Consider the following 24,392-nt stretch of genomic DNA (forward strand, 5'->3'; position numbering starts at 1 on the left):
AAGATTAAAATGTTGTTTTGTGTTCGAAATCAAATCCCGAAGCTCTGCCAACAGCATCTGCTCCGAAACGGTTTTTAAGGTAATCCATGGTCTGGTATAAATTCATCTGTTCTTCGGTATCTTCAAACAGGTTCATCTGGTGGTTGCCGTGAACCAGATCAGTAAATCGTAGGCCAATCAGTCGAATCCGCATCCTTCGGGTATACAGCCGATTGAATAACTCAATGGCTACTCTCGACAAGGTATGGTCTGCCGAAGTATAGGCTACCCGAATCTGCTTGGTTTCGGTGTCGAAATTGGCGTAGCGGATCTTCACAACGACCGTTGATGTAAGCCATTTTTCCTGCCGTAGCTGATAGGCCAGCTTTTCCGACATCCCGGTGAGGATTCTTTTTAACTCCGGAACATCAATAGTATCTGTAGAAAATGTCTTTTCCGTAGAAATAGATTTGCGCTCGGAATACGGAATTACCGGGTTTTCGTCGATGCCATTGGCTTTTTTCCACAATTCTTTTCCGCTGATCCCGATCATCTGCTGAAGTACCAAAACAGGCATCTCAGACAACGTACGAATCGTGCGAATACCCACTCTGGAGAGAAGCTGAAAAGTTTTATCGCCAACCATCGGAATCTTCCTGATGGAAAGAGGATTTAAAAATGGGCGGATCTCCGTTTGTCGGATTTCCATCTTTCCGGCAGGCTTGGCTTCTCCGGTTCCTATTTTGGAAACGGTCTTGTTAGCAGACAGGGCAAAGCTTATGGGAAGTCCGGTTTCTTTTTTTATAGTAGAAACGATTTCCTGTGTCCACTGGTAGCAGCCGAAAAATTTGTCCATCCCGGAAAGGTCAAGGTAAAATTCGTCGATGCTCGCCTTTTCCATGACAGGAACTTTCCCCTGAATAATATCCGTCACGGTGTGGGATAAATTGGAATACAACTCATAATCGCCTTTAATAATCTTTGCCTCAGGACAAAGCCTCAGCGCCATCCGGATCGGCATGGCAGAGCGTACTCCGAATTGTCGAGCCTCATAAGAACATGACGCAACTACTCCACGGTCACCGCCTCCTATAATAAGAGGAATGCCATGAAGCTTAGAATTATTAAGCCTTTCACAGGATACAAAGAATGCATCCAGGTCCATATGTACAATCGCTCGATCCACACCACAAAATTAGTTACGTTTTTAAACAAAATTTGTATTTTTGTTGTTACAAATTATAACAATGTCAGTTTTTTCAGATAACATCAGGTTTTTAAGAGGTAAGAAAATGATTACCCAGCAGGATTTGGCGGATACTTTAATTATCACCCGGTCGCGGTATGTTTCTTACGAAGACGGCCGATCGGAACCGCCGATTGAAGTATTGGTGAAGATTTCAAAGTTTTTTAATGTAAGCATTGATCTTCTCGTATCAGTAGATATCAGGAAATACCCGCTGGAAGAAATATTAAAGCTTCCGGACAATAGGATTGTTCTTCCGGTAGTAGTAGATAAACTGGGAAACAACAGCATTGAGATCGTTCCGCAAAAAGCATCGATGGGCTATCTGTCCGGTTACAGCGATCCTGAATATATTGAAAGTTTACAGAGAATTTCCCTTCCTTTTCTGGTCAACGGAAAATACAGGGCTTTTCCTGCCAAAGGGGATTCGATGCCGCCGTTTAAAGACGGCTCGTACATCATCGGAAAATATGTTGAAGATATTGAGCATTTAAAACCCAATAAAAGTTATGTCTTTGTCACACTGAATGACGGGATTTCCTATAAAAGGTTTAAAGCTAAAAAGAAAAAATCAATAACGGTGGCTGCTGATAATTCATTCTACAAGCCTTATGATATTCCGCTGGGGGAAATTGTGGAGATCTGGCAGTATGCATCAGGTATTTTTCCTGAGGATTTTGAGCCGGATAATTTCGAAAGTTACCCGGTGAAAGATATGTTTTTGGAATTGAGAAAAGAGATCCGGGAGCTGGAAAGGAAAATTTCAAGGTAACAATTATGCTAAATCCACATATCAATAGTTGGTCACCGATTTTATATTCTCGTTTAGTTCTTAGTATTACATTTATTAATTAATAAAAACGTCAAGTTTTGTCGCCTATGCGCTATAATTTTGTTTTCCAAACTTTAAAATTATTGATATGGATAAAGTAACATTACAGAGAATTGAAAAACTTCATCCCCTGGTAAGGGAGGAGGTAAAACAGATTATTAAAGACTGCGACGAAGCCTTAACCGGAAGAGCAAAAGTAAGAATTACGCAAGGCTTGAGAAGCTTTGAAGAACAGGAAAAACTGTATGCGATCGGGAGAATTACTTCCGGAAAAAAAGTGACCAATGCCAAAGCCGGACAAAGCATCCACAATTACGGACTGTCTGTTGACATCTGCCTGATCATAGATGGCAAAGCAGCCAGCTGGGACACCGTAAAAGACTGGGACAATGATCAGGTTGCCGACTGGTATGAATGTGTGAAAATTTTTGCCAAATACGGATGGAACTGGGGTGGCAACTGGAAAACTTTTAAAGACCTTCCTCACTTCGAGAAAAAATCTGTTTCTGCTCAAAAAGGGACAATTACAACAAGCTGGAGAACACTCATCAAAATGAAAAGAGATAAAGATGATTATGTGGTATTTTAAATCTCCATTGTTTGAAAAATTATTTTAATACGACAAGTTCTGTCGCTTTCCCGCCCTACTTTTGCTTTAGAGAAACACCAAAACAATCTCTATAAAAAATTAAAACCAATAGATATTTCTTCCGGAATCTATTGGTTTTAGTTGTCTAATGTTGTCAGGGATTTCTCCAAAAAAAGTAAAATCAAATGAAAAAGACAACCATTCTTTCTTTGGACGGGGGCGGAATCAGGGGTATCATCACCTGCATTATTCTGCGCTACATAGAAGAGCAGCTGCAGATTCATGATAAGCCGGGCGCTAAACTCGGTGATTATTTCGACTTTGTAGCCGGAAGCAGTACAGGAGGCCTGATTGCGTCTATCATTCTATGTCCCGACGAACACCGGAAAGCAAAATATTCCATCCAGAAAGGGCTGGAACTATATGCGGAAAAAGGTGGCGACATATTTCAGGTTTCTTTTTGGGAAAGACTGATTAACCCTTTCGGATTGATTAATGAAAAAATATCCCAGGAAGCCCTTGAAAAAAATCTGAATGACTTTTTTGGAAATTTAGAATTAAAAGAACTGATAAAACCTTGTTTAATAACAAGCTATGATATCGAAAACCGAAGAGCCAAATTATTCAACTCATGGAAAGCGAGTCTCATTACAGACAATTTTTATGTAAAAGATGTGTGCAGGGCCACTTCAGCTGCACCGACCTACTTTTCACCAGTTCAGATTAAATCAATGTACGGACAAATATTCAGCCTGATTGATGGTGGAATGTTTGCCAATAACCCTTCGCTTTGTGCCTATGCGGAAGCGAGAAAAATTCCTTTTGCGGAAGTGTTGAAAAATCATCAGAAGGCCAATCATCCTGTGGTGAATGATATGATCATGATTTCCATCGGAACAGGCATTGAAGCAAGATCCTACTCTTTTAAAAAGCTGGAAAAAGCCGGAAAAATAAGCTGGGTAAATCCAATTATCGATATTTTAATGTCGGCAAATGCAGAAACGGTAGATTATCAGCTTTGTCAGATGTTTCAAACGTTAGGACAAAGAAACCAGAAAAATTATTATCGTCTCAATCCATCATTGAAAAATGCTTCTCCGGCAATGGATAATGTAAGAAGATCCAATATTGAGAATCTCATACAGGCCGGCCTGTGCTATATCGATGATAACCGAGATATGCTTAATCAAATTGTTCAAAAACTAATAAAAAACAAGATATAAGCTTTTTCGCTTATAATAAGTATAAATAAGCTAAAAAACTTATAATTCAATTTCAAATTTTAATTTTATTACGTCAAGTTCTGTCGCTACACGAGTATATCTTTGAATCAGAAACTAATAACCATGAAAACATCAAATAAAAAGTACTCAACATTTAATCTGACTATTAAATCAAACTAAATCTAATGGAAACACCAAATCACAGTTCAGAGAGTGTTTTTGATGAGGATCTTTACACCATCGATTGGACCGATATCGAAAACACAGAAATAGATTATGAAAATTGCCTGAATGATATTGAAAATTTCTTCAGAGAAGATTTTAAAAATGATATTTTTGAAGAGGAAATATAAGTATGATGTAGTATGTTGTCATAAGTATAAAGAATTAAGAAATCAAATCTTTAAAACTTATCCACAAAAATAAAACACGACACCTTTTGTCGCATTAAGCACATATATTTGTGGGAGAAACTTTTAATAATGAAAAAAGACTTTTACCTGACAAGATATGCCTTGATCATCAAAAGATTGGAAAGCTCTCCGGCGACTTATTCACAGCTGGAGGATTATCTGCTTAATTCTTTTGAATTTCAGGATGCAGAAATCAAAAGCTATTCGATCCGTACTTTGCAGAGAGATATTCGTGAAATTTCCAATCTTTTTAACCTGTCCATTCACAACAAAAAAAAGGGTGACAACCGATATTATATTGAAAGCCGCCCAATTATGGAAGTCGATGAATACAACCAGAAATTACTGGAATCTTTTCAGGTAAGCAATGCCCTGAATTTTCATCCGGATTTTTCAGATTTTATTTTTTTTGAAAGCCGTAAGCCGACCGGTGTTGAACATTTTTATGATCTTTTCTTTGCCATTCGAAATAAAAGAATTATTTCTTTCGAACATTATAATTATAAAAACAAGCTGATGACTTCCCGAAAAGTTCATCCATTAGCACTCAAGGAATCTAAAGACAGATGGTACCTCATCGCGATTGATACCAAAGATAAAATGCTGAAATCTTTTGGTTTGGACAGGATTAATTATCTTGATGTGAGCGAGAAACAGTTCAGGGAAAAATATAAATATAATTTCAGGGAACATTTTAAAAATGCTTTCGGCGTTATGAATCTCACTGCTCAGAATCCCCAAAGAATTGTTCTGAAATGCAGCAGACATCAGGGAGAATATATTAAAAGCTTTCCTCTTCACCAGTCACAAAAAGAAATAAAAGAAACGCCCGAAGAAATATTTTTCGAGTTTTTTCTTCATCCTACCTATGATTTTATGCAGGAAGTTTTATCTTATGGAAAGGAAGTACAGGTTTTGGAACCTAAAGTTTTAGTTGATGAAATCCGTAAGCACCTTCAAGAATCATTAAACAGCTATTTGAAAGGCTAACCATCTAAAGGATTTTTTGAGTACATTTACATTAAATATATCAAAGTGAAAGTCCTGTTTTCATATCTTTTTTGTTTAATTTTCTCCTTTTGCTTCTCACAGCAAACGGAAGACTTCAGACTTGTTAAACAATATTATAACCAGCACCGATCTATGCTGGGCAACGAGTTCAAGAAAAAATTTGATGCCGAAACAGATAACTTTAATAAAGCTTCGATAAAAAATGATTATTTGCTGTTTATGCAAAAAATGGACAGTATAGAAAATGTAGCACTGACTGCGGTTTTACTTAAAACAAAAAATCTGGAAGATCTGTCCAGACTCAATATAATAAAGAAAAATACTGACGATAAAACTGCTGTTACCTCGTCTCCAGCCATCGATAAAGCGGCAGATTATCCCGGAGGAATTAATGAGCTTAGAAAAGAAGTTGCCGGACTTTTTTATCTCGGGGGTGTATATTCTGAAGTTAAAACCATTAAAGCCGATGTAGCCTTTATCGTAGAAAGGGATGGCACAATCACAAATGTTGAGGCACAGGGAAATAATTTCACCTTTAACCGGCAGGCCGAAATTGCCCTGTATTCTGTTTCGCAGAAGTTCTCTCCCGCCATCGTCAATGGCAGTCCGGTACGATATCGTTTCCGGCTTCCTCTAACAATGAATATTGAATAATTTTCTAAGATTAGGTTCCAAACTCCTCTTAATTTAAATTTTAATTAAATGTTTACCGACGAATATTTTATGAAAATGGCGCTTAGCGAAGCCGAACTTGCTCTTGAAAAGGATGAAGTGCCGATTGGCTGTGTCGTGGTATCCAATAATCGTATTATAGCAAGGGCCCACAATCTCACCGAAACATTAAATGATGTTACTGCCCATGCAGAAATGCAGGCCATCACTTCTGCAGCCAATTTTCTTGGTGGAAAGTATTTAAAAGACTGCACACTTTATGTAACGCTGGAACCCTGTGTGATGTGTTCCGGAGCACTGTCTTGGGCACAGATTTCAAAAGTTGTAATTGGCGCAAGAGATGAACAGCGTGGCTTTATCAACAAACATCTTTCGCTGCATCCTAAAACAGAAATCGTAACAGGAATTATGGAAAATGAGTGTTCTTCCATCGTTAAAGAATTTTTTAAGTCAAAGAGGTAATTAAAGGTTGAGGATGAGGTTCAGATAACTTGCATCTGAATCGAGCAAACAAATACTCAGCCTTCACCTTAACCTCATTCTACAAATCTTTTCCTAGAAAGTAAAGCCCCTTTAGCGTATGAAGCCTGTCCATTACATGAATCTTGTCTGTTAATGGTTTGTATATATGTGACACGCCGCCGGTAGCCACAACAAAACAATTGTCTTCTACCTCGTCATTGATCCTGTCGATAAAACCTTCTACCATTCCGAGAAAACCATAAACCATTCCACTTTGCATGCAGGTTACAGTGTCCAGCCCAAGAACTGTTTTCGGTTTTACCAGTTCAATTTCCGGAAGCTGGGCCGTTTGGCTGATCAGGGAATTCAGGGCCGTCACAATTCCCGGAGCGATAATTACGCCTAATGTTTCACCGTTTTCTGCGACACAGCTTGCTGTAAGAGCAGTTCCAAAATCCAGAACAATCTTTTTCCTATCCGGATACATATTGTGGGCCGCCACAAGATTGGCATAAATATCCGTTCCCATCTGCTTAGATTTTGCCTGAACTCCGGACGGTGTATTTCTGTCGACAATTACAGGATTTAGATCGTGAATTTTCCGTATAGCCGCACTCATAACTTTTGTAAGCTGAGGGACTACCGAACCAATAATCACTTTATTAATTTCTTTTGGCTCTATTTTATAGGTCTGGTACAGCATCATCATCTGCACATACAGCTCATCTGTCGTTCTGTAAGGTTTTGTATTGATCACCCAGGAAATATCACAGTTGTCATCATTAAAAAGGCCAAATCTGATATTGCTGTTTCCTATATTGATTACAATTGAATTCATTTATTTATGGTAAAATGGAATCTTATTATTTAAGGCCTTAAATTTAATAATTTTAATGTAAGCGAAAAATGCATCCATCAAAAAATCCCCAAAGAGCAGCTCTTTAGGGATTTTTGATTTAATTAATTATTTCACTTCAACAACATTATCCTCAAGATTCACATCTGCCAGTCTCTGACTCAGGTCAATGACTAACGCTGCTAATTGAGATTTGCTGTAAGGCACGGTGATGGTATATTCTTTTTGAGTCCATGGCCAGTAAGGCATTGTTTTGAACTCACCGTAGATATCTTTTTCTTTCCAGGCATGGGTCATATTCATCGGGATCTGATAATTAATAAGCTTATTATCTTTTGTGATCACACTGAAATCTATAGGCATCGGGACCTGACCGTTATTTACCAATGTAATGGTCGTTGATTTTTCACCGTAATTTACATCCTTGATTCCATAATCGATAGTCTTTGTTGTGTTGATCCAGTAGTGATGAAACCATTTCAGATCCATTCCTGAAACCTGCTGCGCAATATGTAGAAAATCCCTGTCGGAAGGATGCTTTAATGCCCACTGATCATAATATTGCTTCAATGTTTCAGCAAGGTTTTGCTCGCCCATAATGTATCCTAATTCCACCAGATACAATTCTCCTTTTACATAAGAAGCGTACGTATAAGAAGTTCCGTTGTCGTGGTGATCGCCAAGCCAGACAGCCGGTTCTTCAATTCCTTTTTTAATAAAATTTCTATAACCATCAATTGACTTTACAAAAGGATTAGGAAGCTCTTTTGCAGGCGGAAACAATTGATTCATGACATATGCTTCCGCATAACTCGTAAATCCTTCATCCATCCATGGACGCATAGGCTCATTGGAAGCAAGCATCTGCTGATACCAGGAGTGTGCGCCTTCGTGGGCCATTAATCCCATTAATCCTTCTATATTTTTAGCTTCTCCAAGAATCATGGTACACATTCCATATTCCATTCCGCCGTCACCACCCTGAATAAATGCGTAGGTAGGATAAACATACTTCCCAAAGTGAGCATTCATCAACTGATAATATTTTGTAAGATATGGCTGTGCCTCTTCCCAAACTTTTGTTTTGTCGTTGTTTTGATATACCAGGAAAACTTTTGGTCCTTGGGGAACGTCGAAGCTTTTTACAATATAATCTTTATCGGCTGCCCAGGCAAAATCGAGAATATTTTTTGCCGACCATTTCCAGGTAGCTTTATTTTTTTCGGCTTTAATTTTGGCATTTGCATCATAACCCTTCACTTCTGAAGGATTTTCAAGAATTCCACCCGCTCCGATCACATAATCTTTGTTAATTTTAATGGTCACATCAAAGTCTGCAAATGGCGCATGAAACTCTCTTCCGATATAATCGAAAGTCGCCCAGCCGTCATAGTCATATTCTGCGATTTTTGGATACCATTGGGTCATGGTCATATCCACCCCTTCCTTATTATTTCTTCCGCTTCTTCTGATCTGTTGAGGAATGACAGCGTCCCATTCAAGGGTAAATGTCGTAGATGAATTTGGTTTAATTGGTTCTTCCAGGTATACTTTCATCACGGTTTCCTGCACTTCAAATTTCAGGGTTTTCCCATTTTGTTTGATCCAGTGAATATTCTGTGCGCCTTCCTGGTCTTTTGGAATGGAAGCCAGCCTTGAAATCCCATCTTTCTGCAATCTTGAATCACCGTTTTTTCCTTGTCCGGCAACTCTTTGATCCATCATAGAATTAGGTTTAAAAGCATTCCAGTACAAATGAAAATATACTACATTCAGCTCGTCCGGTGAGTTATTTTTGTAGTCTAAAGTCTGTTTGCCTTCGTAAGTGAATTTTTCAGCATTTACATCAATATCCATTTTATATTTTGCACTCTGCTGATAATAAGGCCCCTGCTGGGCGTGAAATTGTGAAATGATAAACGCAAACAGGATTGCAACCGATTTTTTCATTTAAAATTTTATTTTTCTAAAGGTATGTATTTTAAGTAAAAACCTCAACACGTGGTATGATGAGGCTTTTTATGTACTGTAGTTTTAGATTAATTTTATGGTAAAGGTTAAATTCACTACAGTAATTTTGTTAAATGCTTACCACAGATTTGTATAAAATTAATTTTAACAATCCTTGGCGTTTTCGCACAGATTTAGAAATATGGTGCTAATTTATCAACAGCTTTTTGATTAAAGTAATCTGTCCCAAATGATAATAGCAATGCTCAATCATTCCGTCAATATTTCTAAGATAAGTTCCGTATTTTTCGTCTACAAAAGATTCATTCATTTTTGCATCGGGCATCTGTTCTAGTAAGCTTGCGAATTTTTCGGCATCACTGAAAAGTTTATTTACAAGTGTTTCCCATTGTTCCTGAGATTTAACCGCAGGGAGATCAAAACTATATTTATCCCTTATTTCCAAATCACCGCCTTCAAAAACATTAATCAGTCCGGCAATGTAATAATCAATATGAAAAGTAAGCATCGCAATTGTATTTAAGGAGCCTATTTTAGTTGTGGCATGTTCCCAGCTTACATCTGACAGCTGATCTTTAAAATTTGTGTTGGCAATCCACAAACCATCCAGCAACACTTCTCTGAATCTTTTGGCTAATTGTAAAGTTGTACTCATTTGTTTATTTTTTTAAAGATAACAATAAGCAACTATAAAATATTACTATTTATACATTTCGAGTTCGATAAAATTGTTTTCTGACTTAATCTTCTCCAGTGCCTGCTCTTCGTACTTCTTAATGATTTCTCTTTTAGAAATAATTTGCCCTCCAACATTAAGATTTCCACCTGATGAGGGACCAGAATATTTCATCCTGTAATCCCTGGCCGGATCTTTTTTATGATTCTTCCAGAGTTTTGAAAATTGTTGCTCATTAACCTCAATACTTTTTCTATTGATAAAATTTGAGGTACTAATTTTTTCTGTGCCCATTTTTTTAATTCCGATCAGTGTAAAAATATGATCTGCTTTTTGATCTTCAATTTTTAAAATTAATCCTGGCAGTCCGTAAAATCTGTAAGGCCCATCCTGAATTTGTATTTCAGGTGTAAACCAAGCTGTCCAGCGGCGTCCCTGAAAGTTAAGAATGGCTTTTTGTACAGGATATCCTTCCAGGGAATCTTTATCGGGGAGTATATTCCACTCAAGTTTTTTGTTACTGCTCATATTCACTGCTGTAGGTCCGATGCTGGTGTATAAAACTGAAGCATAGTCCGGATACTTTTTTGTCACAAAAAATTTCACTTTAGCCCTATCTACAGTTTCATAGGTACTATTGCCTCCACTTTTCGAGATTGAATCCTGTTGATATTTCTTATAGCTATAAAATTCTGAACCATTTTCAGGACTAACATCCAAAGCCATAGTTTCGCTGGCCTGTTTTTCCCTGTGCAATGAATCTGATTTAAACTGATAATTGTAAAGAAACCTCATCGTCTGGGAATTCAAAGAGGTACAAATGATCAAAAAAATAAAAACCGGAAGTATTCTGTTCATATAATCTATATAAATATTATGTAATTTTTCATTTATCAGAGATCTAAAACAATAAAAAAATGAAACTAACTTACATAAGTACAATTTATTTAATTAGTAAAAAAATCACTTTTGTGTGTATTTTTTAATTTTTATTTATATATTTGAGATACATTTATAATCATAAATTTTAAATCCATGAAAAAAACTATTAAGTCATTCAAAGATTTTGAAATCAAAAAATCACCTCTTTCAACAATGAAAGGAGGAACATCTACCACGGTAATGATCGAAACAGGGTATACAGAGAACGAATATCCTGATAATGGAAACGGTGAACCAGACTTCGATTACGAACCTGTTGTTGTAGAAATTCCATCAAAGCCTAAAAAGAAGTTAGGTACCAACTAATACAGGAAGATTTCTGTGTACTATAAAAGACTGTATTTTACAGTCTTTTATTCTTTATACCAAAAACTAACATATAGATGATTCTTATTTTAACCAGTGAAGCCGGCGATTATTCGCATCCCAGATTTGTAGAATGGCTGCATTTTTACAAGGCAGATTATATGGTACTCTCTGCAGAAAGCATTATAAAAGGAGAGGAAGCCGTAGAATATACATCTGAAGGATTACTTGTAAATGGTATAAATCTCAGTAAAGAAGTAAATATTGTGTTTAACAGAAGGTGGCTTGTTTCAGCAGAAATCCCCCATATCATCAATGATGATATTTTTGCAAGGGATTTAAAGAGAAACATTAGCCGGGAATTGTATGAATTCAGGGATTCCTTTTTTCACGAATTTAAAAATGCGCTCTGGATTCCCAATCTTGAAAACTTTTATGTCAATAAAATCTCAAATTTATCGCTGGCAAAAAAATGTGGCCTCCTGATTCCTGAATATCTGATCACTAATTCTAAAGAGAAGCTTAAAGATTTTGTTTCATTTCATAAAAAAATAATCACTAAAGCGATCGGAAATTTTACATTAAGCTATACAGAAGATTCTTATGCTGTAAATCCTATTTATACAAAAGTGGTTACGGAAGAGCTTATTGATTTGTTGCCGGATCATTTTATGCTCTCACTTTTTCAAAGATATATTGCCAAGAAAAAGGAATACAGAGTTCTTTATTTTAATAAAAAATGTTATTGTGTAGAGCTTCTGACCCAGGAAAATGATTTTTCTGTTATAGATTCCAGAAGATCAGATAAATCAAAAGAGACTAAAGAGGAAATAAGGCTGGTCCAGAGCAGTCTTCCCGTTGATGTAAGCTCATCGATTGTAAAATTTATGACTGAAATTAACTTAAATATAGGGTGTCTCGATCTTATTCAGGATGAGAGCGGTAATTTTTATTTCCTTGAAGTAAATCCTGTGGGGCAGATTTCCGGATATTCCCACAGAGCCAATTTAAATTTTGAAAAGGAAATCGTTGAATATATGATAAAAGAAGACCAGATAAAAAATGAAGAAAAAAGAATTAGAGAAATCTGTTGATACCCTCGTATGTAAGGGCTTGATACCCGTTGCTTATTACGAATGTGACATTTTTATACATAAGGAAAAGGAAGATGTTGTAAAAGTAAATAAACAACCGGTGAGTCCGTTCTTCAAACAGTACAATTTGCCCAGAAAAGAATCTGAAAAGCTTATTTCCAAAATATATGAGCTATATTAATTTTTATGCCTGCTGTCATATTACAAAAGGTTTTACTTACTCGATTATTACGGATCTCGAACGTGGAATTTATTTTTCTTTTCCTACCGAATATTTTGAAATTTTATCTCAGAAGAATATACCTGCACAAAACAATCCATATTCTTCGGATCCATACTTTCAGGAGCTTCTTAATTTCTTAGAAAAAAATAAATTTATATATCAGACACAACAGAAAGAAAACATTTCTGAAGTGAATACTGAATTCATTTTACCTTATGAAATAGAGGATATTATAATAGATGCAGCTAACGGCGAAGATCTAAACTATAAAACAGAAAAGATTGATATTTTCTGCGAAGCCATACAATTTAGAATATATGGAGATTGCACTGTTGATAATTTATATCACTCTATCAACAATATCCGTGCAATAGGAATTTCAAGTATTGAAATTATAATAAATTATAATGAACAGCTGATAACACAAGAAGCCTATGCCGACCTATACCAGAAAAACAATATCATTTCAAGAATAATAGTAATGAACTCTCCGGAAGCAAAGAAAGCAGAAGGAAGCTCCATTTTATTTACAACTTCAAAACTATCTTCATGTGAGCAGTGTGGTATCATCAGTGAAAGCCTGTTTATGCCAAATCAAAGAACATTTCTTACTTCTCAGAAGTTTAATTCCTGTCTCAACAAAAAGCTGTCTATCGATATTAATGGCGAAATAAAAAATTGCCCTTCGATGAAGGAAAGCTTTGGAAATATCTCGGAAATTTCTTTGAGTAAAGCATCTGGAATGCCATCTTTAAAAAAATACTGGGACGTAAAAAAGGATGATATTGAGATTTGCAAAGATTGTGAATTCCGTTACATCTGCACAGACTGTAGAGCATATACACAACAGGATGAAATTATTAACGACATTGATTATTCCAAGCCATTAAAGTGTTCATATGATCCTTATGAAGGAAAGTGGTTTTCCGAAAAGCCTATTCTTTATAAATAAATGTATTTTAAAAAATTTCCAAATTATATCCAACCCGGCGCAAAGGATTGCGGTCCTACCTGTTTACAGATAATCAGTAAATATTATGGTAGACACATCCCATTGCAGGCTATTCGTGATTTTTCCGAAACAACTCGTGATGGAAGCAGCGTACTGGGAATCAGCACAGCTGCAGAAAAGATGGGATTTGAGGTATTAAATGTTAAAATAAATTTTACCATTTTATCAGAAGAAATACCTCTGCCATGCATTTTGTACTGGAATAAAAATCACTTTGTTGTTGTTTACGAAATTTCTAAAAATAAAGTAAAAATAAGTGATCCTGCATTCGGCCTTATCAACTATTCTCATAAAGAATTCATCAAAAACTGGATCGGTAATAATGCAGATGTGCACACACAGGAAGGCATTGCAATATTATTAGAAACAACACCAGATTTCTTCGAAACTAAATTCGAAGTATCTGATAAGAAAATGAATTTTTCATTTTTGCTAAAATATCTTTTTATATATAAATCGTTAATACTTCAGTTAATTTTAGGCTTATTAGCAGGGAGCATTTTATCTTTAATATTGCCATTTCTTTTTCAGAGCATCATTGATGTGGGATTGCAAAACCGTGACATCAATTTTATATATCTTATTCTTATCGCTCAAATAATGCTCTTTGCTGGCAATACCGGTATTGAAATAACAAGAAGCTGGATCCTGCTTCATCTTTCCACCAGGGTAAGTATTTCATTTATTTCGGATTTTTTCGCAAAGTTAATGAGCCTTCCACTAAGTTTTTTTGATACCAGACTTACAGGAGACATCATGCAAAGGATACATGATCATCATCGAATAGAAAAATTACTTACGGGATCTTCTCTCAACACTTTATTTTCTATTATCAGCCTGGTGATTTTCAGCATAGTTCTTTGTTTGTATAATTACAGATTATTCATGCTTTATACAGCCGGATCAATTCTTTACCTGGCCTGGATTACCATTTTTCTGAGAAAAAGAAGAGAATTGGATTACAAACGTTTTGCCCAGCTCTCAACAGAAAGCAGTAAAGTAATTGAACTCATCAATGGAATGCAGGACATAAAGCTAAAAAATGCAGAAATACAGAAACGCTGGAATTGGCAATTTTTGCAGATCAAACTTTTTAAACTTAAAAAAGAATCTGTTTTACTGGAAAATTGGCAATATGTCGGAGGTACCTTTATTTACCAGACTAAAGATATTCTTACGAGTTTTCTTGCCGCAAAATTGGTGCTGGATGGAAGCATGACCTTAGGTATGATGCTATCCGTACAATATATTACAGGACAATTAAACGGACCCCTTATTCAGCTTATAAATTTTATTCGTGAATTTCAAGACACAAAAATATCTATGGAACGGCTGGAAGAAATACACCTTAAAGATAATGAAGAAAATGGCAGTCCAGACATTATATTCCCTTCCGGAAATAAAGATATTGAAGTAAAAAATATTAGTTTCAGATATACGGGTTCAAGTAATTTTGTATTCGAAAATCTGACTTTACATATACCTTATAAAAAAACTACAGCTATTGTAGGAGCAAGTGGCAGTGGAAAAACAACACTCATGAAGCTTCTGATGAAATTTTATGAACCTAATGAAGGAAAAATAACCATAGGAAATGAAAATCTCAATAGAATCCCTCCAAAATTATGGAGACAATATTGTGGAGTGGTTTTGCAGGAAGGTTTTATTTTCAATGATTCCATTGAAAAAAATATAACGATAGGAGATGAACATATTGACAAACAAAGGCTTATGAATTCTATCAATATAGCTAATATCAAAAGCTTCATAGAAAGCCTTCCATTAGGTTATAAAACTAAAATCGGAAATGAGGGCCTTCCTTTAAGCGGAGGCCAGAAACAAAGAATACTGATAGCCCGTGCATTGTATAAGGTTCCGGAATTTATTTTATTTGATGAAGCCACCAGCGCACTAGATGCTAATACAGAAAAGGACATTGTGGAAAATCTGCAAGATTTTTTCAAGGACAGAACTGCAGTTATCATTGCGCATAGATTATCTACGGTAAAATCTGCAGATAATATTATTGTTCTTGATTCAGGGAAAGTTGTAGAAGAAGGAAATCATGAGGAATTAGTCAGACTTAAAGGTGAATATTACAGATTAGTCAGGAACCAATTGGAACTCGGAAGCTAAATAAAAATCCTCCAGGATTTGAAATCTTGAAGGATTAAGTTCTTAATTGAAATTAAAATTATTTTTTAGTAGAAATTTCTTTCTTTCCGCTTTGTAAGATCTTTTCCAGGATTCTAAGGGTAATCAGATAAGTAGGTTTTACTCCTGTAAGCCCCAAGCCTCCTGAAGAAAGCGTACTTCCCGTTTCCAGCGGATTATCAGATGCATAATAAGCATACATGACAAACAGATCCGGCGTGATATGATGCCTGATCTTTGAAGCCACCTGAATTGCTTTCTGGTAGTGGGCTCCTTCCATTTCAAGTCCGATCGCTTTCCAGGAAGTATTCATAAAATAAGAAAGAATATCTCTGTTTTGAAGCGAGGTTCCCAAAACGGTAATCATCGGTCCTTCAAAAGCCTTCAATTCGTCGTCTTTAAAATCTTCCAGTTTTAAGGCATTTTCAAAAGGATAATTATCTGCTGTACCTTCAAAGATATGAGAGGTTGGGATCATGATATCGCCTTTTCCACCCGCTAAGATTCCTGCTTTACCCATAATGGAAACAGATTTCACTTTCATCATATATACTTCTCCTTTATGCTCGAAAGGTCTTAGCAACTCATCCATTACCTCAAAAGCCTGTTCGCCGAATGCATAATCAAAAACCATGATCACATCATCTCCTCCAAATTTAATATCCTGGAAAGGTGTATTCTTAAGATCTGTTTTGCTGAGGTCAATGATCTGAACATCAATATTGCTTCCGCTTTTATCATTAATATAGATCATTCCCTGTTCCAAAGCGTACTTAGAAACTTTGTCGCGAAGTTCTTTTTTATCGGAAATTTCACCGTACAGCTTGTAATCTACCTTATAATCTTTTTTCTTCAGGGCTTCATTGGCGTAAAGCATATTTTTCACCGAATGCATATTGGCCGAAATAATATGAAGCGGGCGCATATGAAGATCATTTTCGTACAATACTTCTTTCACCTTATGAGCCCATTTTTCACCAAAATAGTGATGTCCTACCCTTTCTCTGAGTATCGAACTGAAATGAATCTCGCGCTCTCTGGTTTGCTTTGCATCTTCCAGGCTGACTTTCGCCAGATTATAAATAATTTTAAACAGACGGTCCGGATTATTGTCGTCCCCGAATGTATTATATGCATTTAAAGTTTCATCAAAAGTTCTTCCTATTAAAGAAGAAAGATGGATAAGCGCTACTTCTTTTTCCTTTCTGCTGAATTTCTTTTCACCTTTCACCACCTCTTCAATAATTTTGAAAGCTCGCGTCGGCTTCCAGTTTTCATCCTGAATGAAGGCTAAATTTCTCACTTTATCCGCTTCTATAAATAAGAACGTTAAATGCGTAAGAATGTCATAAATTTCAGAACGCCCCAGAAGAACTTCAATATTCATCTGGTGTTCATCAATTCTGTAACAGTTTCTTCTTCTCTTTTTGGGAACAATCGGTTCGAAACTTCCTTTATCAAACCCTTCATCCGATGTAAGATGAATAAAAGCACATTCTTCAATTCCTTCCGGAAGCCTGTCGAGCACATACATCAGCCCGTTGAGCTCAAGCTTGCTTGGAATATTCATGCTTCCATAAATTTCCGGATTGATAATTTTTAACAAACTTCTGATCGTCTCCCCCGAAACACCGGCAGGTTTAAAAAAACCTCTGTAAAAGAGGTGTCTCATAGAAATATACAATCTTTCAATTGCTTCCGTTGTTTCTCTTGCTCTAGAATTTGTCATAAAATAAATTTCACACAAATATACAAAATCTCCGCCTAATGTATTTTAAGTGTCTTTTAATAAATGAATTAACATAATATTTTATTATCTTTATCCATAGTTATTATTTAAATATTTTTTTGATTCAATTTTTTACTCCTAAAAACATTTTACCCCTTCAAAAATCTAAATACCTGTTTAATTTTTTTGTTAAATTTTAATTCACCCCTGAAATTTTAAGGGTGAAAATATTTTCAATTCATTTTTTTCGTAAATTTGCACCGTAAAAATCAAACCTAATATGTCAACTTTAAGATTCAAAGCGTTAGAAACTTTACCATTTAAGGACTTTAGAAGAGATAATTCTGTAGAAGTTCCTGTAAAACTATCCGAATTATTTTGCCAAAATGTTTTCTCAGAAGAAACAATGAGAGAATATTTAACAAAAGAAGCATTTAATTCTATTCTGGATGCAGTAAAAAAAGGAACTAAAATCCAGAGACACATTGCCGATCAGGTAGCCGTAGCTATGAAAGACTGGGCAATGAGCAAAGGAGTAACTCACTACACTCACTGGTTCCAGCCTTTAACAGGAAGTACTGCTGAAAAGCACGATTCATTCTTCACTCCAATTGAAGGCGGAAGAGCGATCGAAAGATTCAGCGGAAATCTACTGATCCAGCAGGAGCCGGATGCATCTTCTTTCCCGAATGGTGGTATCAGAAACACTTTCGAAGCGAGAGGTTATACAGCTTGGGATCCTACATCTCCGGCATTTATCATGGGGACAACTTTATGTATTCCTTCAATTTTCATCTCTTACACAGGAGAAACTTTAGATTATAAAGCACCTCTTTTAAGAGCTCTTAATGCTGTAGATGAAGCTGCAACTAATGTAATGCAGTATTTTGACAAAAACGTAACCAAAGTAACACCTACTTTAGGTTGGGAGCAGGAATATTTCCTTATCGATTCTGCTCTTTATCAGTCTCGTCCGGATCTGGTACTAACAGGAAAAACCTTATTAGGTCATTCTCCTGCTAAAGGACAACAGTTAGACGATCATTATTTCGGTTCGATTCCTACAAGAGTAATGAACTTCATGAAGGAACTGGAAATCGAATGTATGAAACTGGGAATTCCTGTAACGACAAGACACAATGAGGTAGCACCGAACCAATTCGAGCTTGCGCCAATGTTTGAGGAAGTAAACGTTGCAGTAGACCACAATTCTTTATTGATGGACGTGATGGCAAGAATTGCTCACAGACATCATTTCCATATTCTTTTACACGAAAAACCATTTGCAGGCGTAAACGGTAGCGGAAAGCACAACAACTGGTCTTTGGCAACAGATACAGGAGAAAACCTTTTAAGCCCGGGAAAAAACCCTAAGAAAAACTTACAGTTCTTAACTTTCTTCGTAAACACAATCAAGGCGGTTCATGAGTATGCTGACCTTTTAAGAGCAAGTATTGCCTCTGCCAGCAATGACCACAGATTAGGGGCCAATGAAGCTCCGCCAGCTATTATTTCCGTATTCATCGGAAGTCAGCTTTTCAGAGTATTGGAAGAGCTTGAAAAAGTAACGGAAGGAAAACTTTCTCCGGATGAAAAAACAGATCTTAAACTAAATGTAGTTGGAAAAATCCCTGAAATTTTGTTGGATAACACCGACAGAAACAGAACTTCTCCATTTGCATTCACAGGAAATAAATTCGAAATCAGAGCGGTTGGATCTTCTGCAAACTGTGCAGAATCTATGACCGTAATGAATACCATCGCAGCAAAACAGCTTCGTGATTTCAAAAAAGAAGTTGATGCATTGATTGAAAAAGGTCTTAAGAAGGACGAAGCGATCTTCAACGTATTGAGAGAATACATCAAGCAGTGTAAAAACATCATGTTTGAAGGTGACGGATATTCTGATGACTGGGCAAAAGAAGCTGAAAAGAGAGGTTTAAATAATTTAAAAACCACTCCTGAAGCCCTTAAGCAGGAAATGGATGAGAAGTTTTTATCGCTTTATGAAGAAATGGGAATTTTCACCCACAGAGAAGTTGAAGCAAGAAACGAAATCAAATTAGAAAAATATTCAACAGTTATTGATATTGAAGCAAGAGTATTAAGTGATATTGCAAGAAACCACATTATTCCTTCTGCTTTAAATTATCAGAACAGACTGATTGAAAACGTAAAGGGTCTAAAAGATATCTTTGGAGAAAATGAGTTCAAATCTTTAGCAAAAGAACAAATGAGCTTAATTACCGGCATCTCAGAAAATGTATCGAAGATCAAGTTAGGTGTTGAAGATCTTATTGCAGCAAGAGAAGAAGCAAAAGCTGTTTCTGAAAGCCAAAAACAGGCGGAAGATTACTGCAACAAAGTAAAACCGTTATTTGACGTAATCAGAGAAGCGTCTGACGCTCTTGAGATGATGGTAGATGACGAACTTTGGCCAATGACAAAATATAGAGAAATGTTATTTACAAAGTAACATCTGTAAAGTTCCATATTAGTTAAACTCTCCGGCGCGCTTTCGTTCCGGAGAGTTTTTTTATGATTAAAGCAACCATTAACAACCGTACCGTTTGATGGAAATGTTTAATTTCAAGATAAATATGAATTTAAAACATTATCCTTAAAATTAGAGTTATCCTACAAGATACCACACTAAGTAAGTGATATTTAAAATGGTTTTGTTAAAGAATCTTAATAAAAAAAACCGCATACTCACCTGAAACAGGCTGTTGCGGTTTATTTTTCTTTAACATACTTAAACAATATGTTAAATTGTGTTAAAAAGAGAACTCAGCAATAACCATATCAGAGTCCTTTTACAAGGAATACATATTTTTGTAATGCTTTTGAAAAATACTATTCCTTATTAACACGGTAATCAAATATATATGAAGAAAAGAGTTTTGTTTTATCTAGTTGCTTTAGTTTCTACAGTATCGTTACAATCGTGTGTTACAAACTACGTAGTTTCAAAACCAGCAACTTACGCTAAAGAATACAAAACAGATGCCAAACTAGCATCTATTGATACTCACAAAATGGAACAGGATAAGCAACAACTTATCAATTCCTTTTTAGCAGAAAAAGCAGCAAGTATTGCAAATGCTAAAAATTCTATTAAAAATTCTGAGATTGCAAAGGCAATCATTCACAATAAAACCATCGATAACATTTTAACGGAAGCTCAGACTTATCTTGGAACTCCTTACCGATACGGAGGAATGACAAGAAATGGGATCGACTGTTCAGCTTTTGTTCTTTCGGTTTTTGGAGCTGCAGCAGGTCTTAGCTTACCAAGAGTAGCCGCTTCTCAATCTCAGGAAGGTGAAACGGTAGAGAAAGAAAATTTACAGAAAGGAGATCTTATTTTCTTTTCTCACGGAAGAAGAATTTCTCATGTAGGTATTGTAGAAAGTGTAGATGAAAACGGTGAAGTAAAATTTATTCATGCTGCCACTTCAAAAGGGGTAATGATTTCTTCACTTAATGATTCATACTGGGGCCCAAAGTACAGATTCGGAAAAAGAATCATTAATGAAAACGGAGAAGCTTACAATAATCTTGCTACAACCACTCCGGCATCAAACGGAACAAGTTTTTAATTTTAAATAATTGATTTAAATAATGAAACCATCAAATCCTGATGGTTTTTTTATTTTTGGCTTCAAGAGCTGCTTCCTATCACCAATATGCAACCTGCAAACTTCCCTCCTAATTAAGGTATCAACACACTACCACTTAAACCTTCTCCCATAAGCTTTGTCATTCTGAACACAGCGAAGCGTTGTGAAGAATCTCTTTTTAGTTATTAACGCTATGCTCGCAAGAGATATTACGATATGCACATTCTTTCGAGCGCAAAGGCGTTTCACTCAGCAAATGATAGCGGCACAAGATATCCCTGAAGATAACCTCTGTCCTTCTGGTAAGATGGAGTTTCTGAAATTTATGGTGAGCCTTCACGGTAGTTGGCTTTGCGTACTCTTTTAAGTGGAACGCCTTTGTGAAACTAAATAAGCACAATACTTTTCAAAAAATCTTAGTGCGCTTAGTGTTCAAGATCAAGTAATTTCCCCATTGTCAGACACCAACACTTCCATCACTTGTGGCGTCGGCTAAGCTCGGCCACCTGTCTTCCTATGTACGCGGGCCTTCGAGAACCTCAAGCCCCGCCAACCGACAACCTTTTGTCGTTCTGTAAAAACTCCCATACTCAGATACTCTAAAAACCTCCGACGCTCAAACGTTCAATCTCCGACTCCCATGGTGGCTGAGCGGAGTCGAAGCCACAAAAAAACTCCGGCCGGGAAAGATTTCCCAAACCGGAGTCAACACACTTGATGAAAATACCCATCCCTCACGATGGAATGTCGTAGCACTGATGGCAAGAACCGGTCCGCCCGAATGGTTGGGTCCGGACAGTACTGATGGCAGGGTTCGGACAGTGCGAGTGTTGATGTCTGGTCTGTAGCATCCGTTTTGTTATGCCACGGTAAGTTGCTTATCCAATGATGCCGTTCTTGGCTGTTTCAGCATACTGCTTTCTGTAAACTGCGTCACTACTTCCAAATGATATGTCCCTGCCTCCAATGCCGGAATTACCACAATAAGCTCCGAAGGATTATTGGTAACAATATCCGAAGTCTCTACTTTTGTTCTGGCCTGCGTAGCGGCGTCGACAAAGAAAACGCCCACCGAAGGATCCTCGCCTGCTACCTTGATCTTGCTGCCCGCGATCTTCAGGTTTTTGCCCGGCGTAAGCAGGTCGTTTACCGAACCGCTCTTGACATCGGTAACCTGTAAGATCACTGCTGAAGAATCAGCAACGCCTAAGATATTGACCTCAATGTTAGGGATCTCGGCTCTTAGCTTCTCGCCCTGGTTGAACTGGAAGATAATGCTGTGCTTGTCTTTGTTAAACGTCTCCGAAGGACTGTCAAATACCCCGCGGATGGTCGTGCTTGCCGTGAAGTATCCGGTGTTTACGGAAAAGCCGTCGCACAGCTGGCAGCCCATTTCTTTCAGGAACAGCTCGGTAGCGTGTTCCATGGAAGAGGCGGAGATGTCTGCCCCGCCACGGGATACTGCTGCCTGACAGATCTGTTGAACGTTAAGGCTTCGCTCGCTGGTCGTGCGGGCCGTGAAGTCATTGGGATTGTCTTTCGTTAAAACGTTATCGTACAGATACGCTTTGATGCGATGAAGAATTGTTGCCATAAGTATTTTCTTTAAAAATGATTGTTGATTTTAAAAACCTTCAAGGTTTTGGAAACCTTGAAGGTTTGATAATTTTTTATATTACTTCACGGATTATATAACCGCGAATCCAATTACCTTACCCAGGTAGATGCCCATGGATCACCAGGATTTGTTCGATTAGCAAGTTGATCTGACATAAACCAATGTACTCCGGTAGAATAGCCACAATCATGGTACATCGTTGGCCATCCACCGGCAGTAGAACTTGTGCAAGTAGCTCCATACCAGGTCCAGGTACCTACGTTAGGGATTGTCGTATTGTTACTGAAATCTTCCGGACCTCCGGATCTGTGCCAGGTTCCAAGCCCCAAAATAGTAGTATCCGAGCTTCTTAAGGCCAGAATAGCAGGTCCTCCGCTCTGAGAAGTTGTTTTATTAGCATAGCTGGTCGATGAATTTCCAGCCCTCAGCTGAACCTGTGTACTTATGCTGGCAATTTGCATTACAACTGCACGGGATAGGTAACCACTGCTACCAGGACTTGTCATTTCAGTTTTCTGGGTTGGTACAGAAAGACTGGAACCGTTTACAGCGAGAAGCATCCAACCACCGCCATTAGTAGTCATATCACAATATGCTCTCATCGGTGCATACGTAGTTCCTGCCTGATCAATATCTACATAATAAACTCCATCTGCCGTTGTCAGTCCTTTATTTAAAATTTCCTTACAGCTTGCACAAGGCCCCAGATAAATAGTACATCCACCAGCTGTCGTAAAGGTTACCGCTCCATTGGTTGTACCGGTGTAAGTTCCTGATAAGGTATAGGTAAGATTTCCGCTGGTGCTGTATGTGCCCGCTGCGATGCTAAGTGTAAGTCCGCTTTGGGTAATGGTTTCCGCGGGATAAGTACATGCTCCTCCGGTGTATGGTAATGTATAGGTTCCTGAATAAGATGCTCCGTTGATTAGTCCATTGAGTCTGTATTCAGGTAGTACATTTGACCAGGATCCGGCGCTGCAGCTAAATGTTGGATTGGGAGCTACGCTTATCGTTTTGGTTGAGCTCAGCGTAAGCTTGCTCCATGATGCCGTAAGGGTTCCACAGGCTGCCGGAGTTCCGGATAAAGTATAGGTAACCGTCACTGTTCCTCCTGCAATCAAAGTACTTGAAGTGGGACTTACCGAAGCCACCGACAGACCGGTAACCCCTGAAAGCACAAGGTCTGATGTACTGAAAGCAATGGTAGCAGTGCTGAAAGAGTTATTGGTCAGTGTTACCGTAAATGTGTTAGAAGCCGTCATGGCCGTCCCTGCTTTATAAGTTCCGTTAAGCGCGGAAGATGATACCACTACCGCCGGAACAGAAGAATTGGAAAGCTTCTGCCACACACTTCCGTCAAAATAATAATATCCTTCCGCGGTAATGTTAGCCGTTTTGGTGCTGGGAGAAGCAACCGCTGAAAGAGCATAGACAATAGCTCCTTTCTGAGGGGTATCATAGTTTGCATCTTTCCCCTTGATGTCAACCCCCTCTAATCTTGGGGCAATCAGCCCTTCAGCAGTGGTACTGCCTGTGGATTTTGCGGTAATGTCAAGGGTCGCCTTGGGAGAAGTATTGTTAATCCCCACCTGAGCGAACATCGTAAGGCTGATGAATAAAACAGCCAGTGTAATAATGTTTTTCATTGTTGATGTATTATAAGTTGTTAATGTTTGATACTTTATTTATTGAACACAAAGTGCACAAAGTTTTTTTTAATGCATTGCGCTTTAAGTTTCACAAAGCCGCTCCGCTTATAAG

At 37.4% G+C, this 24,392-nt stretch carries 22 protein-coding genes; 14 read left to right on the forward strand and 8 right to left on the reverse strand.

The window, feature by feature from the left end; genetic code table 11:
- Positions 1–4: 4 nt before the first annotated feature.
- On the reverse strand, positions 5–1,165 hold the full coding sequence (dinB, locus tag BMW64_RS11145; protein WP_090000037.1) for a DNA polymerase IV: 1,161 nt from the start codon (positions 1,163–1,165) through the stop codon (positions 5–7).
- 61 nt (positions 1,166–1,226) lie between these two features.
- Between dinB and BMW64_RS11150 the strand changes: the two genes are divergently transcribed.
- The 7 genes from BMW64_RS11150 to BMW64_RS11175 all read left to right on the forward strand — a co-directional run bounded on the left by BMW64_RS11150 (position 1,227) and on the right by BMW64_RS11175 (position 6,427).
- Complete coding sequence (locus BMW64_RS11150) at positions 1,227–1,997, forward strand: XRE family transcriptional regulator (RefSeq protein ID WP_090000038.1); 771 nt, start codon at positions 1,227–1,229, stop codon at positions 1,995–1,997.
- Between the two features lie 148 nt (positions 1,998–2,145).
- Positions 2,146–2,646: a M15 family metallopeptidase gene (locus tag BMW64_RS11155; protein ID WP_090000039.1), complete on the forward strand. Its 501-nt coding sequence runs from the start codon at positions 2,146–2,148 to the stop codon at positions 2,644–2,646.
- Between the two features lie 185 nt (positions 2,647–2,831).
- Entirely contained in the window at positions 2,832–3,869 is a 1,038-nt protein-coding gene (locus BMW64_RS11160; protein WP_090000040.1) for a patatin-like phospholipase family protein, read from the forward strand.
- A gap of 185 nt (positions 3,870–4,054) precedes the next feature.
- Positions 4,055–4,222, forward strand: a complete 168-nt coding sequence (locus tag BMW64_RS20670; protein ID WP_177175272.1) for a hypothetical protein — start codon at positions 4,055–4,057, stop codon at positions 4,220–4,222.
- A 129-nt stretch (positions 4,223–4,351) separates the two neighbouring features.
- Positions 4,352–5,272, forward strand: a complete 921-nt coding sequence (locus BMW64_RS11165) for a helix-turn-helix transcriptional regulator (RefSeq protein ID WP_090000041.1) — start codon at positions 4,352–4,354, stop codon at positions 5,270–5,272.
- Positions 5,273–5,521: 249 nt separating this feature from the next.
- Positions 5,522–5,947, forward strand: a complete 426-nt coding sequence (locus BMW64_RS11170; protein WP_228400914.1) for an energy transducer TonB — start codon at positions 5,522–5,524, stop codon at positions 5,945–5,947.
- Between the two features lie 48 nt (positions 5,948–5,995).
- Positions 5,996–6,427 carry a nucleoside deaminase gene (locus tag BMW64_RS11175; RefSeq protein ID WP_090000043.1) on the forward strand — a complete coding sequence of 144 codons (432 nt, stop codon included), beginning with the start codon at positions 5,996–5,998 and terminating at the stop codon, positions 6,425–6,427.
- 79 nt (positions 6,428–6,506) lie between these two features.
- Here BMW64_RS11175 and BMW64_RS11180 read toward each other — a convergent pair whose 3' ends face one another.
- The 4 genes from BMW64_RS11180 to BMW64_RS11195 all read right to left on the reverse strand — a co-directional run bounded on the left by BMW64_RS11180 (position 6,507) and on the right by BMW64_RS11195 (position 10,788).
- Positions 6,507–7,265, reverse strand: coding sequence for a type III pantothenate kinase (locus BMW64_RS11180; RefSeq protein WP_090000044.1), 759 nt, complete (start codon positions 7,263–7,265; stop codon positions 6,507–6,509).
- Between the two features lie 126 nt (positions 7,266–7,391).
- Positions 7,392–9,233, reverse strand: coding sequence for a M1 family metallopeptidase (locus BMW64_RS11185; RefSeq protein WP_090000045.1), 1,842 nt, complete (start codon positions 9,231–9,233; stop codon positions 7,392–7,394).
- A 208-nt stretch (positions 9,234–9,441) separates the two neighbouring features.
- The gene (locus tag BMW64_RS11190; protein ID WP_090000046.1) at positions 9,442–9,909 is read right to left on the reverse strand and encodes a DinB family protein; all 468 of its coding nucleotides are present in this window, start codon (positions 9,907–9,909) and stop codon (positions 9,442–9,444) included.
- 45 nt (positions 9,910–9,954) lie between these two features.
- Positions 9,955–10,788 (reverse strand): GLPGLI family protein, encoded by an 834-nt coding sequence (locus BMW64_RS11195; protein ID WP_090000047.1) that lies wholly within the window; start codon positions 10,786–10,788, stop codon positions 9,955–9,957.
- 177 nt (positions 10,789–10,965) lie between these two features.
- On the opposite strand from BMW64_RS11195, the gene BMW64_RS11200 reads away from it, so the two are divergent.
- The 5 genes from BMW64_RS11200 (at position 10,966) to BMW64_RS11220 (ending at position 15,643) form a co-directional block, all read left to right on the forward strand.
- A complete protein-coding gene (locus BMW64_RS11200; protein WP_090000048.1) occupies positions 10,966–11,178 on the forward strand; it encodes a hypothetical protein in 213 nt (70 codons plus the stop codon).
- 77 nt (positions 11,179–11,255) lie between these two features.
- Positions 11,256–12,272 (forward strand): ATP-grasp domain-containing protein, encoded by a 1,017-nt coding sequence (locus BMW64_RS11205; protein ID WP_090000049.1) that lies wholly within the window; start codon positions 11,256–11,258, stop codon positions 12,270–12,272.
- Positions 12,241–12,453, forward strand: coding sequence for a hypothetical protein (locus tag BMW64_RS11210; RefSeq protein ID WP_090000050.1), 213 nt, complete (start codon positions 12,241–12,243; stop codon positions 12,451–12,453). The genes BMW64_RS11205 and BMW64_RS11210 overlap by 32 nt, the downstream gene beginning before the upstream one ends.
- The gene (gwsS, locus tag BMW64_RS11215; protein ID WP_090000051.1) at positions 12,440–13,447 is read left to right on the forward strand and encodes a grasp-with-spasm system SPASM domain peptide maturase; all 1,008 of its coding nucleotides are present in this window, start codon (positions 12,440–12,442) and stop codon (positions 13,445–13,447) included. The genes BMW64_RS11210 and gwsS overlap by 14 nt, the downstream gene beginning before the upstream one ends.
- The gene (locus BMW64_RS11220) at positions 13,448–15,643 is read left to right on the forward strand and encodes a peptidase domain-containing ABC transporter (protein WP_090000052.1); all 2,196 of its coding nucleotides are present in this window, start codon (positions 13,448–13,450) and stop codon (positions 15,641–15,643) included.
- A gap of 58 nt (positions 15,644–15,701) precedes the next feature.
- Here BMW64_RS11220 and BMW64_RS11225 read toward each other — a convergent pair whose 3' ends face one another.
- Positions 15,702–17,390, reverse strand: coding sequence for a DUF6909 family protein (locus BMW64_RS11225; protein WP_090000053.1), 1,689 nt, complete (start codon positions 17,388–17,390; stop codon positions 15,702–15,704).
- Between the two features lie 280 nt (positions 17,391–17,670).
- Here BMW64_RS11225 and BMW64_RS11230 point away from each other — a divergent pair, with 280 nt between their 5' ends.
- Complete coding sequence (locus tag BMW64_RS11230) at positions 17,671–19,866, forward strand: glutamine synthetase III family protein (protein ID WP_090000054.1); 2,196 nt, start codon at positions 17,671–17,673, stop codon at positions 19,864–19,866.
- Positions 19,867–20,278: 412 nt separating this feature from the next.
- Complete coding sequence (locus tag BMW64_RS11235) at positions 20,279–20,992, forward strand: C40 family peptidase (protein WP_090000055.1); 714 nt, start codon at positions 20,279–20,281, stop codon at positions 20,990–20,992.
- Between the two features lie 880 nt (positions 20,993–21,872).
- Here the strand turns inward: BMW64_RS11235 and BMW64_RS11240 are convergent.
- The gene (locus tag BMW64_RS11240; protein ID WP_090000056.1) at positions 21,873–22,607 is read right to left on the reverse strand and encodes a DNA-binding domain-containing protein; all 735 of its coding nucleotides are present in this window, start codon (positions 22,605–22,607) and stop codon (positions 21,873–21,875) included.
- Positions 22,608–22,720: 113 nt separating this feature from the next.
- The gene (locus BMW64_RS11245; RefSeq protein WP_090000057.1) at positions 22,721–24,277 is read right to left on the reverse strand and encodes a fibrinogen-like YCDxxxxGGGW domain-containing protein; all 1,557 of its coding nucleotides are present in this window, start codon (positions 24,275–24,277) and stop codon (positions 22,721–22,723) included.
- Between the last annotated feature and the right edge of the window lie 115 nt (positions 24,278–24,392).

Origin of the sequence: Chryseobacterium taichungense (assembly GCF_900109935.1) — a bacterium.
Taxonomy (GTDB): domain Bacteria; phylum Bacteroidota; class Bacteroidia; order Flavobacteriales; family Weeksellaceae; genus Chryseobacterium; species Chryseobacterium taichungense.

Bases quoted from the DNA above. Each gene is read 5' to 3' on its own strand.
- BMW64_RS11150 (WP_090000038.1), top strand. From the start codon at position 1,227: ATGTCAGTTTTTTCAGATAACATCAGGTTTTTAAGAGGTAAGAAAATG.
- BMW64_RS11155 (WP_090000039.1), top strand. From the start codon at position 2,146: ATGGATAAAGTAACATTACAGAGAATTGAAAAACTTCATCCCCTGGTA.
- BMW64_RS11160 (WP_090000040.1), top strand. From the start codon at position 2,832: ATGAAAAAGACAACCATTCTTTCTTTGGACGGGGGCGGAATCAGGGGT.
- BMW64_RS20670 (WP_177175272.1), top strand. From the start codon at position 4,055: ATGGAAACACCAAATCACAGTTCAGAGAGTGTTTTTGATGAGGATCTT.
- BMW64_RS11165 (WP_090000041.1), top strand. From the start codon at position 4,352: ATGAAAAAAGACTTTTACCTGACAAGATATGCCTTGATCATCAAAAGA.
- BMW64_RS11170 (WP_228400914.1), top strand. From the start codon at position 5,522: ATGGACAGTATAGAAAATGTAGCACTGACTGCGGTTTTACTTAAAACA.
- BMW64_RS11175 (WP_090000043.1), top strand. From the start codon at position 5,996: ATGTTTACCGACGAATATTTTATGAAAATGGCGCTTAGCGAAGCCGAA.
- BMW64_RS11180 (WP_090000044.1), bottom strand. From the start codon at position 7,265: ATGAATTCAATTGTAATCAATATAGGAAACAGCAATATCAGATTTGGC.
- BMW64_RS11185 (WP_090000045.1), bottom strand. From the start codon at position 9,233: ATGAAAAAATCGGTTGCAATCCTGTTTGCGTTTATCATTTCACAATTT.
- BMW64_RS11190 (WP_090000046.1), bottom strand. From the start codon at position 9,909: ATGAGTACAACTTTACAATTAGCCAAAAGATTCAGAGAAGTGTTGCTG.
- BMW64_RS11195 (WP_090000047.1), bottom strand. From the start codon at position 10,788: ATGAACAGAATACTTCCGGTTTTTATTTTTTTGATCATTTGTACCTCT.
- BMW64_RS11200 (WP_090000048.1), top strand. From the start codon at position 10,966: ATGAAAAAAACTATTAAGTCATTCAAAGATTTTGAAATCAAAAAATCA.
- BMW64_RS11205 (WP_090000049.1), top strand. From the start codon at position 11,256: ATGATTCTTATTTTAACCAGTGAAGCCGGCGATTATTCGCATCCCAGA.
- BMW64_RS11210 (WP_090000050.1), top strand. From the start codon at position 12,241: ATGAAGAAAAAAGAATTAGAGAAATCTGTTGATACCCTCGTATGTAAG.
- gwsS (WP_090000051.1), top strand. From the start codon at position 12,440: ATGAGCTATATTAATTTTTATGCCTGCTGTCATATTACAAAAGGTTTT.
- BMW64_RS11220 (WP_090000052.1), top strand. From the start codon at position 13,448: ATGTATTTTAAAAAATTTCCAAATTATATCCAACCCGGCGCAAAGGAT.
- BMW64_RS11225 (WP_090000053.1), bottom strand. From the start codon at position 17,390: ATGACAAATTCTAGAGCAAGAGAAACAACGGAAGCAATTGAAAGATTG.
- BMW64_RS11230 (WP_090000054.1), top strand. From the start codon at position 17,671: ATGTCAACTTTAAGATTCAAAGCGTTAGAAACTTTACCATTTAAGGAC.
- BMW64_RS11235 (WP_090000055.1), top strand. From the start codon at position 20,279: ATGAAGAAAAGAGTTTTGTTTTATCTAGTTGCTTTAGTTTCTACAGTA.
- BMW64_RS11240 (WP_090000056.1), bottom strand. From the start codon at position 22,607: ATGGCAACAATTCTTCATCGCATCAAAGCGTATCTGTACGATAACGTT.
- BMW64_RS11245 (WP_090000057.1), bottom strand. From the start codon at position 24,277: ATGAAAAACATTATTACACTGGCTGTTTTATTCATCAGCCTTACGATG.